The 16,816-nt window shown below is 37.8% G+C and carries 15 protein-coding genes and 2 tRNA genes; 4 read left to right on the top strand and 13 right to left on the bottom strand.

Annotated features, from left to right (window positions below):
* Positions 1 to 151: 151 nt before the first annotated feature.
* Together AC07VK_RS09825 and AC07VK_RS09820 are read right to left on the bottom strand one after the other, a co-directional pair.
* Positions 152 to 1,891, bottom strand: coding sequence for a PspC domain-containing protein (locus AC07VK_RS09825; protein WP_492960144.1), 1,740 nt, complete (start codon positions 1,889 to 1,891; stop codon positions 152 to 154).
* A gap of 14 nt (positions 1,892 to 1,905) precedes the next feature.
* On the bottom strand, positions 1,906 to 2,241 hold the full coding sequence (locus AC07VK_RS09820; protein ID WP_492960142.1) for a PadR family transcriptional regulator: 336 nt from the start codon (positions 2,239 to 2,241) through the stop codon (positions 1,906 to 1,908).
* 1,158 nt (positions 2,242 to 3,399) lie between these two features.
* On the opposite strand from AC07VK_RS09820, the gene AC07VK_RS09815 reads away from it, so the two are divergent.
* Entirely contained in the window at positions 3,400 to 4,851 is a 1,452-nt protein-coding gene (locus AC07VK_RS09815; protein WP_492960140.1) for an amino acid permease, read from the top strand.
* Between the two features lie 209 nt (positions 4,852 to 5,060).
* A complete protein-coding gene (locus AC07VK_RS09810; RefSeq protein ID WP_492954143.1) occupies positions 5,061 to 5,225 on the top strand; it encodes a hypothetical protein in 165 nt (54 codons plus the stop codon).
* A 15-nt stretch (positions 5,226 to 5,240) separates the two neighbouring features.
* On the opposite strand, the gene AC07VK_RS09805 is transcribed toward AC07VK_RS09810, so the two are convergent.
* From AC07VK_RS09805 to AC07VK_RS09795, 3 genes are all read right to left on the bottom strand, one after another.
* Complete coding sequence (locus tag AC07VK_RS09805) at positions 5,241 to 6,137, bottom strand: NAD(P)/FAD-dependent oxidoreductase (RefSeq protein ID WP_492960138.1); 897 nt, start codon at positions 6,135 to 6,137, stop codon at positions 5,241 to 5,243.
* A gap of 68 nt (positions 6,138 to 6,205) precedes the next feature.
* Positions 6,206 to 6,838, bottom strand: coding sequence for a class I SAM-dependent methyltransferase (locus AC07VK_RS09800; RefSeq protein ID WP_492960136.1), 633 nt, complete (start codon positions 6,836 to 6,838; stop codon positions 6,206 to 6,208).
* Between the two features lie 85 nt (positions 6,839 to 6,923).
* Positions 6,924 to 7,835 carry a UbiA prenyltransferase family protein gene (locus tag AC07VK_RS09795; RefSeq protein WP_492954146.1) on the bottom strand — a complete coding sequence of 304 codons (912 nt, stop codon included), beginning with the start codon at positions 7,833 to 7,835 and terminating at the stop codon, positions 6,924 to 6,926.
* Between the two features lie 209 nt (positions 7,836 to 8,044).
* On the opposite strand from AC07VK_RS09795, the gene AC07VK_RS09790 reads away from it, so the two are divergent.
* Positions 8,045 to 8,464: a VOC family protein gene (locus tag AC07VK_RS09790; protein ID WP_492954147.1), complete on the top strand. Its 420-nt coding sequence runs from the start codon at positions 8,045 to 8,047 to the stop codon at positions 8,462 to 8,464.
* A 306-nt stretch (positions 8,465 to 8,770) separates the two neighbouring features.
* Here the strand turns inward: AC07VK_RS09790 and AC07VK_RS09785 are convergent, their stop codons facing one another.
* The 5 genes from AC07VK_RS09785 to recO all read right to left on the bottom strand — a co-directional run bounded on the left by AC07VK_RS09785 (position 8,771) and on the right by recO (position 10,679).
* Complete coding sequence (locus AC07VK_RS09785) at positions 8,771 to 9,022, bottom strand: GIY-YIG nuclease family protein (RefSeq protein WP_492960134.1); 252 nt, start codon at positions 9,020 to 9,022, stop codon at positions 8,771 to 8,773.
* 168 nt (positions 9,023 to 9,190) lie between these two features.
* Entirely contained in the window at positions 9,191 to 9,442 is a 252-nt protein-coding gene (locus AC07VK_RS09780) for a GIY-YIG nuclease family protein (protein ID WP_492960132.1), read from the bottom strand.
* Positions 9,443 to 9,558: 116 nt separating this feature from the next.
* Positions 9,559 to 9,633 (bottom strand) — tRNA-Val (locus tag AC07VK_RS09775).
* A 149-nt stretch (positions 9,634 to 9,782) separates the two neighbouring features.
* Positions 9,783 to 9,860, bottom strand: a tRNA-Val gene (locus AC07VK_RS09770).
* A 93-nt stretch (positions 9,861 to 9,953) separates the two neighbouring features.
* Positions 9,954 to 10,679 (bottom strand): DNA repair protein RecO, encoded by a 726-nt coding sequence (recO, locus tag AC07VK_RS09765; RefSeq protein ID WP_492954148.1) that lies wholly within the window; start codon positions 10,677 to 10,679, stop codon positions 9,954 to 9,956.
* Between the two features lie 121 nt (positions 10,680 to 10,800).
* On the opposite strand from recO, the gene AC07VK_RS09760 reads away from it, so the two are divergent.
* Positions 10,801 to 13,152 (top strand): efflux RND transporter permease subunit, encoded by a 2,352-nt coding sequence (locus AC07VK_RS09760; RefSeq protein WP_492954149.1) that lies wholly within the window; start codon positions 10,801 to 10,803, stop codon positions 13,150 to 13,152.
* Positions 13,153 to 13,254: 102 nt separating this feature from the next.
* Here the strand turns inward: AC07VK_RS09760 and AC07VK_RS09755 are convergent, their stop codons facing one another.
* From AC07VK_RS09755 to AC07VK_RS09745, 3 genes are read right to left on the bottom strand one after another with little or no spacing between them, the layout of a single operon-like run.
* Positions 13,255 to 15,111, bottom strand: a complete 1,857-nt coding sequence (locus AC07VK_RS09755; protein WP_492960130.1) for an STN and carboxypeptidase regulatory-like domain-containing protein — start codon at positions 15,109 to 15,111, stop codon at positions 13,255 to 13,257.
* A gap of 6 nt (positions 15,112 to 15,117) precedes the next feature.
* Positions 15,118 to 16,068, bottom strand: coding sequence for a FecR domain-containing protein (locus AC07VK_RS09750; protein WP_492960128.1), 951 nt, complete (start codon positions 16,066 to 16,068; stop codon positions 15,118 to 15,120).
* 4 nt (positions 16,069 to 16,072) lie between these two features.
* Positions 16,073 to 16,672: an RNA polymerase sigma-70 factor gene (locus AC07VK_RS09745; protein ID WP_494939799.1), complete on the bottom strand. Its 600-nt coding sequence runs from the start codon at positions 16,670 to 16,672 to the stop codon at positions 16,073 to 16,075.
* Positions 16,673 to 16,816 lie beyond the last annotated feature (144 nt).

Genomic DNA, 16,816 nt, shown 5'->3' with positions numbered 1-16,816 from the left:
TGCTGAGATAAATCCGTCATTGCAAGGCACGAAGCAATCCTACAACTATGGGTTTGTAATTATTGAATAGCTAAAAGTGAGCTATTGCATTAAGATTGCTTCGTGCCTCGCAATGACGAACCAGCCTAGCCCCCTCGAAATGACGGAACTATTATTCAGGTGTTATACCCAACTCTTCTTTAACTTCCTTAATCCGGTTTGATACGGAATCCTGGTAAAGGGTATCATTAGGTTTATCTTGCTTCAAATGGTCTAAATCACGTAGCTCCTGCTCTAACTTTTCCTTTTTTAACGCCTCTTCTTTTAATTTCGCAACGCATTTCAAACCATCATCCGTCATAATCCATATGCTGGAATCGTTATGATCATTTTCGCTGTCGTTACATTCCCAAGTCCAGTAATTATTAACATAGCGGTAAGCATCCTGCTTTAAAATTAATTTTGTACCCACCGGGATTTCAAGATTTAACCTTACTTCCTGGTTTCTCCAAATGGTTCCCTTTCTCAATTGAAACCGCGGACTAAAAATCAGTTCAGCATCTTTCACTACATAATTGTAGCTAATGTTCTGCGCATTTTGCAAGGCACTTTGAAAAGTTTTACCCTGCGATTCGTACTTCTGTGTTAAACGGGTAACACCAGTTTCACTTTTGTTAATATCAATGCGGATATGGTTCGGTGAAACAAAAGGTCCGTCTTCAAAATCATCAACTACAATCTGATGGCCGTTGTTCGCATCAATGTGGTAAGCCACGCTATCTTCTTTGCTGAAATATTTACTTTTATCGATATTGATGGTATATACCGGATAAGCTTTCAAGTCGGTTGTTTGTGTTAACTCCGCATGCTGCTTAAATTCTGACGAAATCTTGGCTGCCTGATAACCCGTTACCGCTACACCAGCCAACCAGATAATTAACAAAGCGAAAGAAAGTGTTTTATTAATGGCCTGTTTGTTAAAAGCTACCCTGATCGAGAATAATACAAGGGCTAAAACCGGTACAAAGCAAACAATAAATGCACCAAATAAAATTGCCCCCCTATTGCCTTCATTAATAATAGAGAAGGGAAAATATTCGTAAATGCTGGCATCCCAAAATCCCTGAAAAGCGGCCGTACCTATAATTAAAGTAATTAAAAAGAGTACACCAAACACCACGATGAAACCCGCAATTACTTTAAAAATAATCTTTCCGGTGCCCGATATAAACCGGCCAAGCCATTCGAAAAACTCTCCGATAAAATTCCCTAAACGGGCAAATATTGGCTGAGCATGTTTATTTACTTCGCCCAAACGTTCTTTAACTGCTTGTAATTCTTCATCAAGGTTCTTTTGGAAACCCTGAAGGTTTGCAGGCTCACCTTTCATCTCCATGCGTTCGATCCGGGATTTTGCTTTCGGCATAATAATCCAGAGTATGGCATATACCAGTATTCCAAATCCACCGGCAAAACTGATCAGCAATGTTGCAAGCCTGATCCATTTAGGATCTGCGTTTACGTAATGTGCAATACCTGCACAAACACCTGCTACCACGCGGTCGTCCATATCGCGGTACAGTTTTTTCTCCGTGTACTGGTATTGATAGTTGTTATTGATTGCAGGCGCTTCTTCACCTTCCTCTACCGTATCAAAATCCTGCACCTTGCCCATTTGCGCAATCACCGAATTTACGTTGGCCGAATCTACCACTTGTTTTTTCTGCTCTTCCAATTGCTCGGTTAACAGTTCGGCAATCCGGTTTTCGATATCCGTTACAATTTCAAGGTCATCTGCATGGTTGGCAAAATACTGTTTTACTTCGTTCAGGTAGGCCTTTAAGAGTTCGTAAGCACTTTCTTCAATATGAATAATCGTGTTTCCTATGTTTATGATGATGGTCTTTTCCATTTCCTTTTTAATATTTATGAATTGGCTCCTTTTTGTGAAATACCTACAGCATAAGCCAGCTCCTGCCAGGTTTGATCTAGTTGTGATAAAATAGCCCGACCGTCTTCGGTTAAGGTATAATATTTACGCGGTGGACCTGAGGTAGACTCTACCCAGTTGTAGCTTAACAAACCGTTGTTTTTAAGCCTCGTTAATAATGGATATAATGTACCCTCAACCACCAATAGCTTTGCCGTCCTTAATTCGGCAATAATATCCGAAGCATATATTTCGCCCCGTGAGATGATTGATAAAACACAGTACTCCAGAATTCCCTTCCGCATTTGTGTTTGCGTATTTTCTGCTATCATAATACAAAGATATATGTTTTATATACTACCATGCAATACATAGTACTAAAATAAATTAAAGTAAAATCATAAAATACTGATTATCAATTAAATAATTTTAAATAAAATTTTGTGTTTTGGAAATAATTCTGTAAAAGGTGGAAATTTTTAATACTTTTTAGAAAAGCAAGGCCTTGTAATGCTTCGGTTTATGCAGTCCTGCTGTTGCCCATAGTCCCGATTTATAATGCTTTAAAAACAAATATTTTGATAAAATCGGGAGCTATTTGGCGCCATCAGGTTTAAGGTGCAGAGGGCTGGTGTTACTATTAACAGTTTTTGGAATAATGCCAGAACAGTCCCTTGTAAATAAACCCGACAGAGCGGGTAGCCCGCATCCCGATTTTCATCGGGAGAGGATTACAAGCGATGGCGGGACTGCAGCTCCCATGAAAAACCTATCGTGTGGGCACATCTTTTTTTTAAGAATAGTTTAGGCATAATGCTAACCAACTTTAATAAAAGCACGGATTTTAACCAAGTACGCCGTCAATCCCAAGAGCGGGAAAAATCAAAAGAACAGTTGCTGTCTAGGGCAATTGGCACTAACAAACCTGAAACGCAGTGGTTTTGTGTTCATAAACGATGATTTAATTTAAAACAATATCGAACACAAAACGAAGTGCCGCTGTTTTTTTGATGTGCATGGGATTGTGCAAAAAGCTCATTGCCGGATTGACCAAGCGCTTTGGGTACTTTGGCGCTCCAAAATGCGCCAGCATTCTTGAGCACAAATAAAAACAACTTCATCTGCGAAAAACTACCATGCCACCGCGGCATAGAGCGGAAAAATAAATAAATATTTGTGTCGACACCTGACAGTTTTTTAGGATCAGGCTACTCTCAATAGCAAGAAAGGTGCTGAAATAAATTCAGCATGACGATCGCCTTTGGAATATGTGCAAAAACAATACAGGCTAACAAAAATGTGTCCATACGATAGATGAAAAACAGGACGCAAATTTTCCAAAAGAAGAAATTCATTCTAACTGCTTTAGTTTCCCAAAGTCTGCCCGTATACCTGCCCTTTTAAACTTCGTAGGCCACACACGAATAATATATATAAATACTATAGATTTAATATATTTTAATAATTTTGCAGCGTCTTAACTTATTTTCATGAAAAAATCTATTGCCAGCATTGTTGCTGAGGCAAACGAAAGCGGCGAAGGAACGCTCAAAAGGACCTTAGGCCCGATAAACCTTATTTTAATTGGTGTTGGCTTAACGCTTGGTGCAGGTTTATTTTCCATTACAGGTTTGGCCGCAGCCAATCACTCCGGTCCGGCAGTTACCTTATCTTTTGTTATTGCGGCATTGGGCTGTGGTTTTGCAGCTTTGTGTTATGCGGAGTTTGCCTCGATGATTCCGGTTGCAGGTAGTGCTTATACCTATTCTTATGCCACCATGGGCGAACTTTTCGCCTGGATTATAGGCTGGGATCTGGTATTGGAATATTCTGTGGGTTGTGCTACCGTAGCCATCAGCTGGTCGCAGTATTTAACCAGGTTTTTGGCCAGCCTGCATATTTATCTCCCTCCGCAGCTAACCTTATCTCCTTTCGAAACCGCTAAACTTGCAGATGGCTCAACGGTTAATGGCATTATTAACATTCCCGCAGCATTGGTGGTGGTATTAATGACGGCCATATTAATCCGCGGTACCAAAGGCTCAGCCATTGTAAATGGAATTATTGTATTTCTTAAAGTTGGTGTAGTATTGGTTTTTATTGCGCTGGGCTGGCAATATATCGATCCTGCAAACTACCATCCATACATCCCCGAAAATACCGGAACATTTGGTCAGTTTGGCTGGAGCGGTGTTTTACGTGGTGCTGGTTTAGTGTTTTTTGTATTTATCGGCTTCGATGCTGTAGCAGCTTCGGCACAGGAAACAAAAAATCCTGCCCGCGATTTACCAATCGGTATTATTGGATCGTTGGTGGTTTGTACGGTTCTATTCGGTTTGTTCGGACATGTGATGACTGGCCTGGCCAATTATAAAGAATTTGCCAACAGCGGTGCCCCGGTAGCCATTGCCATCGAAAAAACACCTTACGCCTGGTTAAGCCAGGCGATTATTTTAGCTATTTTAATCGGTTATACTTCCGTAATTTTAATCGACTTAATGGCTCAATCGAGAATGTTTTACTCCATTAGTAAGGATGGGTTATTGCCAAAGATGTTTTCTGATGTACATGCTAAATTTAAAACGCCGTACAAATCGAACATTATACTCTGTGTATTTATCGGACTTTTTGCGGCATTTGTCCCCATGAATGTGGTTGGCGAAATGACAAGCATTGGTACCTTATTGGCCTTTTTAATGGTTTGTGTTGGCATATTGATCTTAAGAAAAACAAATCCCGAAGCTAAACGTCCATTTAAAGTTCCTTTTGTACCCTTAATCCCTATTTTAGGCATTTTAACCTGCATTGCCATGATGGTATTTTTACCTTGGGAAACCTGGTTGAGGTTAGCCGTATGGTTAATTATTGGCTTAGCCATTTACTTCTGGTACGGTAAAAAGAATAGCAAATTAAAAGCGCAGGAAGACAAGGCGATGCAATAGCTAATAAACTCATTACTATACAAATGCCGCGATAAAGCTGTTTGATTTTCTATACAGCTTTATCGCCTATTTATCACCCAATTGTATTTAAAAAAAAATAAATATCAGTCGAAAAACAAAAAAGCATAAGTTATTAACAATTCAACATTTTTTTAGGCTTTTGGCTTGGGATTTGTCTTAAGAAAATTAACCCTTTTAAACTTATCCCTATGCTTATTAAATTAGACACCACGGTTTTCAGGCTTTCCAGGCATAAAGCAGAAACTGCAAAAAAAATTGTTACACCACTTACAAGAGCGCAATGGATTGCCGCCGATAGAATCGTAATAGCAGCGATATTTATTGCAACAATTGTTGGTGCAATCTTATTTTAAATTTCAGATGATTGATCAAAAATCTTCAGAAATCATTTCCTTATTCATCACCACAGCGGCCATTGTTCCGGCAGCTGTAATGATAGACAGCGACCTGAACAGGGTTGCACAATCTCCTGCGGCATAAACGCCTTTGGCAGTGCTTTGCTGCTGCTCATCTACTTTTATTGTTTTTAAATCTGTTAATTCAAACCCGAGCTGTTCGTTGAAGTTGCCATGTTGTTCAACATCCGATTTGAGGTATATCGCCTTTAAGGCTATTTTTTCGCCATTTTTAAAAACAACATCTTCGAGATAACCATTATTGTGGAGCAGTTCAGCAACTTCATCTTCTATAATGGTGATTGATTTGGATTTCAGTTTTTCAGTCTGCTCCGCGCTTAGCTGCGATTTACCGTTGGTTAAAATCGTTAAATCTTTATTCCAATGACTTAGGGTTTTTGCCATCTCAAATGCATGCTCGCCGTTCATCAACAAGCCTATTTTTTCATTCTTCACCTCATAACCATGGCAATAAGGGCAATGTATAGCAGAAATGGCCCAGCACTCAGCCAAACCTTTAATATCAGGCAGTTCATCTTTTAAACCTGTGGCCAATAATATTTTCCGTGCAGTAAAATTTTCGCTGTTTTCTAAGCTTATACTAAAACCTCCATCTATTTGCCTGGCCGAAATCGCTTGCCCCTCTAAAAATCGAACTGTTGAATATTTCAGTACTTCTGCTTTAGCAGCTTTAGCAATATCGGCAGGCTTATCGCCATCGTGCGTTAAAAAATTATGCGAATGTGGGGTTTGCCTGTTGCATGGCTTACCAGCGTCGATTACCAAAACATTTCTGGTCGCCCTGCCCAAAGTTAATGCGGCAGATAAACCAGCATAACTTCCTCCTATTATAATTACATCAAAATCCATATCTAAATCTTTTAATACAAAGATCTGAAAGGAATTATTAAACGCAACAACATTGCATTAAATAAATGTCATTTTATTTTTCGGAAGATTGTTGCCTTAATAAAGCCTCCATAATATAGCCGTTCCTCAACAATCAGGTAATTGGCATTGACAAAGTAAGGATTCATATCGATAAGCTGATTTGCTTCTACTATGCCCAATAATTTAAAAAATCCGTACATCGATCTGAGCAACAACCATTTCCACCAATTTCCGTTGGTTTTATTTAACGAAAAATCGACCAGGAGCCATAATCCATCTTTCTTTAAATACTCGTTTAATTGGTCGAATACTTTTACCGCGCGTTGTTCCGCAAAGTTATCAAACAGAAAAGGCGTTAAAATTACATCAAATAATACATCAGTTTTAAAATCTTCAATACCAATATTTACGAATTCTACCTGGTTGTCTTTATAGTTTCGTTTTTGAGAAAGTGCAATCATTTTAGCAGATATTTCTACGTAAACGATTTTTAATCCACCTGTATAAATCTTCGAGAGTTCTTCCAGGATCCATCCGGTTCCACCGCCAACAATTAATACATGGCTATTCCCCTGAATATGTCTAAGTTGATTAATCTGCGCATTAACCTGCGATTTAAAAAACACCAAGCGGCTTAAAGTATCGTAGTAACCGGCTATTTTATCGTAGTTGTTAAGCATAGTATCAAGTAACGAGGTTCAGGTATCAAGATTGAACTTTTCAAATATAACATTGGCTTTAGACTTTATGCTTTGGTCTTTTAGCTTAATGCACAAACTGCATTCCGATTATTCCGCATATTGCCTTAAATAAGATCAGGCCATCAATTACCATCAGGTAATAGAGAATGTTTTTTCTGCGGTGCATGGAATAGGCCACGTAAATGGTCAGGATAAAAGGTAACACATTAAATAAAACCTGTGGCAATCCAAAACCTTTGTAACTGGCAAATATGCCTAAAGAAACTAAACCTATAATCAGCAATGGAATCAGGATACTGAAAATTGTTCTGCGCAGGCCATAACGTACTACGAATGTTCTTAAATGTTTATTGGCATCTGTTGGGTAATCTTTAATATCAAAAATGATTGCGTTTACCGTGCAGAACATCCAGTTTTTAATAAATAGCCAGGTCCACAGTACAGAATCATGGTAGCCAACCCCAGTTTCAATTTTAAGCATAATCAACGGCAGCACATTGGCACAACAGGCCCACACAAAACCGATTACAAAAGCTTTTAACCAGCCTGTATTGCGCAGATTAAATTTGAGGAAAGACCGGGGTAATAAACCATAATATAAGCCACCTGCAGTAATGATGATTAATATTGCTACCCAATAACTGATCGGCAAAGCCATAATATGCTGAAAGTTTCGGTAAAGCAGGTTTATGGCCAACAACATACAAATAATAAAAAGCATAGCCTGACTCCAGTTAATAAACTGTTTATGTTTGAAGTACCACTGGTTACGCGGATTAGTTGTTGATGGCCTGGTTGAAACCTTATTGTAAGCGTAGGTATAATAGATGGTTGGCGCCAGAAACAATAGCAGGTAATAATTTAAAGAGTTAAGCGGCAGCCTTAACTGGAAAGTAGCTTCGAGCGTTAGGGCAACAGCCAAAATGCCTACAAAGTAATTTCCAAAAAAAATGAACCTGATAACTTTACCGAACATCTGCCGCAATTTTTCAGCTGGCAATTTCGGATATATAATTGAATAAGGTAAATAAATAAAACATAAATTATATTCTGTTTAAACTCATTTCTGTGGAAAAAAACATACTTGAGGAGAAGTAATTTTCTGCTATCTTGAAACCAATAAGAAAGACCAACAAGAATGATATAGGTTGCAACAGTACTTGTAATCAGCTAACTAAAAACAATATGGAAGAACCAAAAGACAACTTAACTTCAGCTGCAGACAATACTCCAAAGGTGACAGGAATTGGCGGCATTTTCTTTTTTTCCGATAATCCTCAGGAAACGAAAGACTGGTATGCTAAAAATCTAGGATTTGAAATGAGCGCCTGGGGCACCTCAAGTTTTGAATCCAGAAACCTCAATAATCCTGATGAGATCGAATCACTTCAATGGAGTCCGTTCAAAAAAGGGGATGAATATTTTTCGCCATCCAAAAAAGATTTCATGATTAACTATCGTGTACAGCATATCGAAGGTCTTGTTGAGAAACTCAAAGAAAACGGCGTAACCATACTCGACGAGATTGCAACTTACGATTATGGGAAGTTCATCCATATTATGGACGGAGAAGGCAATAAGATTGAGTTGTGGGAGCCTAAATAGCTGCTTTTGTCATTCTGAACGCAGTGAAGAATCTTTTTAAGATACTCAGGATCAAACATGATCAGTGCGCTATATTAGGGATTCTTCACTGCGTTCAGCATTATAGAGCTCAATAGGTGGTTCTTATAGCAGATGCTGAAATAAATTCAGCATGACGACCGTATTATAGAAAGATTCTAAGAAGTCTTTATATTTCAGGTAATTTGAATTTGATTTACAACAAAAAAGCCTCTCAATAAATTGAAAGGCTTGGTGGGAAATGATCCCGATCTGAATCGGGACGACGCTCTCGGTATAAAGGAGTTGCTATAAACCCGTTGATGCAATCAATTTTTCTATCATAACCCTACTTTTCCATTTTTTAATCTGGCTTTCCTTAGTCCTTGCATCTCTTAAGTTATCGAAAATTTCGAACCATACAATAAACCAATCACCGGTATGTCCGGTAAAACCGGAATGTTTGGTATTGTGCTTTTTTAACCGTTCCGTTAGGTTAACAGTAGAACCGATGTAATATTTATCTCGGATTTTGGAATATAAAATATAGGCGTAAAACATCTCTAACAATTGTTTAATTATTTTGGGATGTTTATTATTTTTAGAAATCTTAATAGGACGGTGATTTCTGTATGAATTAAAAAAGGTCTTCAATATTATCGAAGACCTTTAGTTGTGGGAAATGATCCCGATCCGAATCGGGACGACCCTCTCGGTATAAAGGAGGTACTATAAACCAGTTGATGCAATCAATTTTTTTATCATAACCCTACTTTTCCATTTTTTGATCTGGCTTTCCTTAATCCTTGCATCTCTTAAGTTATCGAAAATCTCGAACCAGACAATATGCCAATCACCGGTATGCCCGGTAAACCCCGAATGATTTGTATTGTGTTTCTTTAACCGTTCCGTTAGGTTAACAGTAGAACCGATGTAATATTTATCTCGGATTTTGGAATATAGAATATAGGCGTAAAACATCTTTAACAATTGTTTAATTATTTTGGGATGTTTATTATTTTTAGAAATCTTAATAGGACGGTGATTTCTATATGAATTAAAAAAAGGTCTTCAATATTATCGAAGACCTTTAGTTGTGGGAAATGAGGGGTTCGAACCCCCGACCCCCTCGGTGTAAACGAGGTGCTCTGAACCAGCTGAGCTAATTTCCCTTTGGTTTTGTTATCAAACTCACTCATATTATTAGATCCGACCCTCCCGACTGATAACGTCGGGATGCTCTGAACCAGCTGAGCTAATTTCCCTTTTTTGGGTGTATTCAAAGTTTTATAAAAAAGCCTTCCAGTTGTACTGAAAGGCTTGGTGGGAAATGAGGGGTTCGAACCCCCGACCCCCTCGGTGTAAACGAGGTGCTCTGAACCAGCTGAGCTAATTTCCCTTTTTAATTTGTCAAACTTAATGTCCCATCCTCCGTTTGGGAATGCAAATATAGCGCTATAAAACTGTTCTGCAAATCTTTTTTTCTTTTTTTTCAACTTAGCAAAGTTTCGAGGATTTTGTGCGATTGTACCACCCCAAACGACGCTGTATGTAAGGTATAGAAAACCAATATCTTATCTAACAAAAAACGTCGCTGTGCATTGCTCATTTTTATTTCAGAAATTTTTTCGAGCGGCGTATTAAAAAGCAAAATAAACCCGATAGCATCTTCTAACAGGAGATAATTAGAGTGGATTGGCAGTCTGGAGGTAAACTCTCCCTCCTGCAGATCGAAATAAATCTGATCATTTCTTCTTTTCTCATTAGGCGAAAAACCTAAAAAACGGGTAAGTTTTAATAAAAACGACAAATGAAAATTAGGATTAATCTCTTCAATTTCATCAAACCAGGCAATCGAATTAAAAATATAATCGAATAAACTCTCATCCGCCGATTGCTGCCTGATACTTTTATACAGCACCTCATTTAAAAAAATAACGATACTGGTTTTAATCATATCGTAGGGGATGCTTTTAAAAACAGGCGTTTGCCGAACTTCCGATACCCTTTGAATATTGGTGTTTGCTTTATGATAAACCACCATATCCAACAAATGAAGCGACTGCAACATGTTCATCTTAATCTTCGCCTTCGGCTTTTTAACACCATTAATAAGGTAAGACTGCATGCCGAATTTATCGGTAAGCACCTGCACCACCACACTGCTTTCGCTGTAATTGGTGGTCTTTAAAACAATGCCCCTAACTTTGTGCAACATCCGATTAAAACAATTTTTTCAAAAGTATGTTATTTGTGCAAATTTAATTGCGCAAAAAGTAATCACGTTTTACAAATAAGATTAGTTTTGCCGTTAATATTATTATTAAACTAAGCTGCACATGTGGGTTAAGCTATCGAGATTTATTCTTCAGAACCGTATCGCAATCATCGTATTTTTTTTATTAGGCACAATTTTCATGGCTTATCAGGCCAAAAATGTAAAACTCTCCTACACTGGAAGTAAAATCCTGCCTGTTACCGATAGTGCATTCGTAAAATACAACGCCTTTAAAAAGACCTTCGGAGAAGATGGAAGTGTGATGGTGGTAGGTATACAATCTCCTGATATTTTTAAAAAAGAAGTTTACAACCAATGGGTCCAGCTTTCTAACGACATTCAGAAATTAAAAGGCATTAAACAGGTTTTATCTTCAGGAAGGATTTTTCAACTGGAAAAAGATACTGTAAACCAAAAATTTGTGCTAAAACCGCTTCCTGGTGGTTTGGTTAAAACCGACGCTGAGATGGATTCGATCAAAAATACCATTTATAGCAATCCTTTTTTCGAAGGACTGGTTTACAACCGTCAGAATGCCACTTTAATGGCCATTACTTTTGACACCAAAATCTTAAATACTGCTGAGCGTAACCCTATTTTAAAAGAAATTGAAGCAAAAGCCAAAGCTTTCCAGGCCGCAACAAAGATACAAGTGCATATTTCGGGCTTACCTTATATCCGCACAGCGGTAAGTAAATTGGTGAGCAATGAATTTGTATTGTTCTTAGGCTTATCGATACTTGTTTCTGCATTAATCCTATTGTTTTTCTTCAAGAAATTTTACGCCGTGTTCTTCCCTATTTTAGTGGTTGTGATGGGTGTGATCTGGAGTATCGGCACGTTGGTACTCTTCGGTTTCGAGCTTACTATTTTAACAGGACTGATTCCACCACTTATTGTAATTATCGGTATTCCAAACAGTATTTTATTGTTAAACAAATACCAGAATGAACTTAGAAAAGATGGCGATAAACAGCGTGCTTTAAGCGTAACCATAGAGAGAATTGCAATTACCACGCTAATTGCGAACATTACCGCGGCCATTGGTTTTGGGGTACTTTATTTTACCGGAAGTGAGCTTTTGATGCAATTTGGCAGTGTAGCTTCTATAAACGTAATGATTACCTGGTTAATGTGTTTATGTTTAATCCCAATTATCTTCAGTTATTTGCCAGCGCCTAAACTTAAGGCACAAAACCACGTTGAAGAAGGATTTTTGCATAAATTATTGGTCAAAACCGATACACTAGTGCAGCACAAAAGTGGACTGATTTACATCGGAACGATTATCATATCCATCATTGCCTTTATCGGTGTGATGAAAATTAATGTGAATGGTTATGTGGTTGATGACCTGCCCAAAAACTCTGAAATTTTAACCGATTTAAAGTTTTTCGAGAAAAATTTCGAGGGTATTTTACCTTTGGAAGTAAGCGTAGATACCAAGAAAAAGAATGGGGTCTTCAACTTAACCAATCTGAAAAGAATGGAAAAACTGGAAAAAATGATTTCTTCCTATCCGGAGTTTTCGCGTTCCATTTCGGTTAACATGGGCTTAAAGTATGCTACTCAAGCCTTTTATAATAACGATTCTACGTTTTTTCGTTTACCAGATAATTTAGAAAAGAACTTTATCCTGGCCTACATCGCCAATGGCGGCAAGGGAAATGCAAGTTTGTTAACCAACTTTATCAGCAAGGGCAATCAAAGTACGAGGATCAGTTTTCAAATGGCTGATGTTGGCTCAAAACGTTTAGACGCCATTATGGCTGAATTAAAACCGCGGATCGACAGTATTTTGCCTCCGTCTAAATTTGATGTAGAACTTACGGGATCGAGCATTATTTTTTCTAAAGGGACGGATTATATGTTAAAACATTTGGTAGAAAGTATTGCACTCGCCATCGTATTGATCTCCCTTTTAAGGTTGGCACAGTTTAAGAGTTTGGGCATTATGTTTATTTCGCTGTTGCCCAACATTGTTCCTTTAATTATTACCGCAGGAATTATGGGTTATTTTGGAATTTCCTTAAAACCCTCAACCATATTAATTTTTACGATAGCCTTTGGTTTAGCTTCCGACCAGACCATTTATTTCTTAACCCGCTATCAACAGGAATTAAATCTGACCAATTTTAGTGTACCTAAAGTGATTACCGATACCATTACAGAAACAGGCGTGAGCATGACGCACATCGCTTTAATCTTATTCTTCGGCTTCGGAATTTTTACGGCATCTACTTTCGGAGGAACGGTAGTGCTTGGACTGCTCCTATCCATAACCTTATTAGTAGCTTTAATTTTCAATTTAACTTTATTACCAGCGCTGGTATTATGGTTAGATAAAAAGAAAGTAAGGAAACTGGTATCTGATGAAGAATCGGCGAAAAATATTGGTGAGTTTGACCATTAATCAGTTGGGAGTTTTCAGTTGGCCGTTTGGAGTTCTGAACACCTAAACCTGAAACAAAATAAATATCATTCTATAGCCTTGGGTTTAAACTCAAGGCTATTTTTATAAAATCACCAAGCCCACATTCCAACCTAACCAACCTGTATATCTCGAATTATTAAAAGAGAAATCTTTATGTTTTTCCTGCAACAATCCAAATTCACCAATTTTGGTGTTTTGTTCGGTATAATACACATTAACCGATGGACCGCCCTGTATGGCCAGCCATTTATTTATCCTGATATTTATTGGCAGCTCAAATTTGTTCAGCAGGTTGAGGTAATCCCAGCTCCCTTGATATACATATTGGCTACTTATTTCAGGATTTAGAGAAACGCTTTTAAACAATTTCATTTCCTTTCCAAAACCCAGTCCACCGGTATATATTTTTTCAGCTGATTTTTTGTTCGTGCCAAACATTAACATATTGTATAAACGTTTGCTGCCACCTTTATAAGCCACATTAAAATTAGTGCTTTCATTGATGCTGAAACTAAATTTATGATAACCTTTTAATGCAATATTGATCAGCCCGATTGAATAGCCATCATTTTCATTTGAAACATTTAATATCCCAATTTGGGCGCCTTTTAGGTTTTTGGCATAATTAATTGCGCCAATCTGCAATCCACTAGCCGTTTGTCCGGTAAAATTGGTAAGCACCGCCAGATTTATCCCACTGCTTTCTTTGTTGATATTGGCAATCCCTCCCACCTGTATTCCGCTTGTTCTACCAGCTACTATGTTACCACCAATTCCAATCTGAACACCCTTCGTCTCTTTATTAACCAGATTTAACGCACCTGTTTGCCAACCCTTTAAGGTTCCACCTATTGTATTAAGTCCTAATGAAAGTTGAATACCTTTCACATCTTGATTAACATGATTATAAATTCCACCTACTTGAAAACCCTCGAAACTCTTACCTACCCGGTTATAAGCCAAGGCAACCTGGGCCGCACGAACATCGCCGATTACATCATTAAAAAAACCAGCAATCTGCACTCCGCGAACATTTCCACCAACCAGATTGAAACCTCCGGCAAACTGAAAATACTGCACATTACTTTTGTTAATATTAAAAACAAAACCAATTTCTCCTCCATCTACCCCTGCACTATAAGCGCCAATAACATTAAGCGAAAATTTATTCACCACCTGACCGCTCAATGAGCCATGAGAATTTAAACCTGGAATAAGCGAAAATTGAAACGGAGCTTTTGAAATAAAACCACCGATATTGATCGATTGGATTTTTTGTTGTGCAGTAACCAAAGCATTACCAAGCCAGGTATTTTCTACATCGCCCAAATTGCCACTGATAAACCTTTCGCCTGGATTTTCTTTTCTATTGGTAATATTCACCTCTGCCAGAAAATGGGTAACGGTAGACTTATAATTTTCTTTACTTACCGTTAACGATATAGGCTGCGTAATATTTTTTAACCGCATCGAAAAATAACCGTTCCCATCCGATATTTCAGAAACCAACAAGTTTCGTTCGTAAATACTGGCATCCTGGATTGGTTTATTGGTCTGTTTATCTACCACCTGACCCGTAATGGTATATAGCTCAGGGGTACCGACCGATTCGTTAATCAACAAAATCAGTTCGAGCGGTGCATACCTGATAATCACAAAATTACCTGATTGGCGGTATTCGAACCTATGATTTAATATTTTATCCAGTGTTTCGGCAATATTCAGGTTGTTTTCGTGGATACTGATCAAACTGTCAACCGGCAATATATTGCTGTTGTAAGAAAACCTGAATCCACCCTTCTCTTCTATCATCGCCAATACTGAACTTAGTTTTTGCTGCTCGATATTGAGTGAGATATTTCTGGATAAATTCGATTGTGCTTTTATTGAGCGACTAAAAAAAAGAAAAAAAATAACAGTTATCGTGAGCGTACGCATTGGTTTTTATTTAAGTTTAATTATCCCCTGCCCATACTCCACTTTTATTTTAAAAGTTTCAGCAATCACATTCAAGGTTTCTTTAAGCGATTCGTTTTTAAAGATTGTACTAATTGGAAGCGCCTTTAATGCAGGATTTACAATAACAATATTGGATTTAAACTTTTGATTAAGTACGGCAACTAATTCGTTAAGCGGTGTGCCATCACAAACCAATTCATTCGAATAATAATAATTATACAATTTGCCCTGATTTTCTCCTTTAGATAAATGCCGCTGATTTTGACTTACTTCTACTTTCTCTCCAGCAGTTAAACGCACACTATCATTTCGATTGTTCACCTTAACGATTCCACTTTCTACAATTACCACAACAGCTTTCCCATCGCTTTTCACATTAAATGCAGTGCCTACAACAGTTACCTGAACATCATTAACACTAATGATAAATGGTTTCGACCTATCGGCGCTAACTTTAAAAAAAGCTTCGCCCTTTAGTTTAACATCGCGGGTTTTATTAAAAAATCCTCCCACGAAAGAAAGTTCAGATTGTTTATTCAGTATAGCGGTAGATCCGTCAGGCAATACCTGCGTTAAAGTATTTTCGCCACTATTAACATTTATTTTATTGCCGATTAAATTATTGTAGAAAAATAAGCCGGCACTAAAAAATATAAATACCACAGCTACCCATCGTAAAATAAATGTATAGCTGATCGTTTTTTTTTCGGTTTCTAAACGGGCATTTAACCGATCTAAAGCCTGACGCTCGTCAATTTCGGGATCAATCTGCACTTTGCTTTTCTCTAGTATCATCCTAAAATCTTCTAGCTGTTTCAAGTGATCGGGATTTGATGCTGCCCATGCTTCAACCCGCTCGCTTTCGGGCGCAGTAGCTTCCCCAAGCAAGTATTTTACTAGCAAATCATCGTTAATATGTGTATAGTTTTTATCCATAAGCTTATTTCAATAAGATAAAAATGAGGACCAAAAAATCTACTACCCTAAGGCGCAAAATCTTTAAGGCCTTCCCCATTTGGTTTTCTACGGTTTTGATAGAAATATTCAGGGTATCGGCAATTTCCTGATATTTCATCTGGTCGAACCTGCTCAACTGAAATATATTTCTGCATTTTTCGGGCAGTTCATTTATTGCCGAATGAATATTCCTTTGCAGTTCTGTTGCCATGATTTCTGTATTTAAGTTTCCGGCATCGTTTTTTACAGCCTCAGCATAATGAACGTTAAAATTCGATCTCACTTTTTGATGTTTCAAATAGTTTAAACTTTCGTTGTGCACTGACCGATAAAGAAATGGTTTTAAAAACCCATCTGTTTTAAGTTGCTCCCTTTTCGTCCAGATGCGTACAAACACATTCTGAACAATTTCTTCGGCATCATCTTTTTCTTTAATTATCGCAAAAGCATAGGCATGCAGGCTTTTGAAATGTTTTAAAAACACTTCGTCGAAAGCCTGTTTATTACCGCTTTTAATTAATCCGATAAGATTGGTGTCGTTACTTTCCAAGCCCGTTAATGATGTTTCTATTTTATTAACCACAGATGGACACTGATAAACACGGATGCAGATTAGTCATTACATAACTCAGCGAAAGCGTCTTCGACTACGCTGAGACTGACCAACGCTTTGTTTAAGCCAACATTTTTTTTAGACAAAACGCTGTGTCTATCCTTTTTATCTGTA

Source organism: Pedobacter sp. GW821-FHT01D05 (assembly GCF_059422505.1).
The sequence above is the reverse complement of the archived record's forward strand: the minus strand, read 5'-3'. Positions and strand labels throughout refer to the sequence as shown.

What these genes read in the sequence shown, in the direction of transcription:
- AC07VK_RS09810 (WP_492954143.1), top strand. Translation starts at nt 5,061, where the DNA reads ATGCTTATTAAATTAGACACCACGGTTTTCAGGCTTTCCAGGCATAAA.
- AC07VK_RS09805 (WP_492960138.1), bottom strand. Translation starts at nt 6,137, where the DNA reads ATGGATTTTGATGTAATTATAATAGGAGGAAGTTATGCTGGTTTATCT.
- AC07VK_RS09820 (WP_492960142.1), bottom strand. Translation starts at nt 2,241, where the DNA reads ATGATAGCAGAAAATACGCAAACACAAATGCGGAAGGGAATTCTGGAG.
- AC07VK_RS09800 (WP_492960136.1), bottom strand. Translation starts at nt 6,838, where the DNA reads ATGCTTAACAACTACGATAAAATAGCCGGTTACTACGATACTTTAAGC.
- AC07VK_RS09780 (WP_492960132.1), bottom strand. Translation starts at nt 9,442, where the DNA reads ATGTTTTACGCCTATATTCTATATTCCAAAATCCGAGATAAATATTAC.
- AC07VK_RS09790 (WP_492954147.1), top strand. Translation starts at nt 8,045, where the DNA reads ATGGAAGAACCAAAAGACAACTTAACTTCAGCTGCAGACAATACTCCA.
- AC07VK_RS09815 (WP_492960140.1), top strand. Translation starts at nt 3,400, where the DNA reads ATGAAAAAATCTATTGCCAGCATTGTTGCTGAGGCAAACGAAAGCGGC.
- AC07VK_RS09750 (WP_492960128.1), bottom strand. Translation starts at nt 16,068, where the DNA reads ATGGATAAAAACTATACACATATTAACGATGATTTGCTAGTAAAATAC.
- AC07VK_RS09795 (WP_492954146.1), bottom strand. Translation starts at nt 7,835, where the DNA reads ATGTTCGGTAAAGTTATCAGGTTCATTTTTTTTGGAAATTACTTTGTA.
- AC07VK_RS09785 (WP_492960134.1), bottom strand. Translation starts at nt 9,022, where the DNA reads ATGTTTTACGCCTATATTTTATATTCCAAAATCCGAGATAAATATTAC.
- recO (WP_492954148.1), bottom strand. Translation starts at nt 10,679, where the DNA reads ATGTTGCACAAAGTTAGGGGCATTGTTTTAAAGACCACCAATTACAGC.
- AC07VK_RS09755 (WP_492960130.1), bottom strand. Translation starts at nt 15,111, where the DNA reads ATGCGTACGCTCACGATAACTGTTATTTTTTTTCTTTTTTTTAGTCGC.
- AC07VK_RS09825 (WP_492960144.1), bottom strand. Translation starts at nt 1,891, where the DNA reads ATGGAAAAGACCATCATCATAAACATAGGAAACACGATTATTCATATT.
- AC07VK_RS09760 (WP_492954149.1), top strand. Translation starts at nt 10,801, where the DNA reads ATGTGGGTTAAGCTATCGAGATTTATTCTTCAGAACCGTATCGCAATC.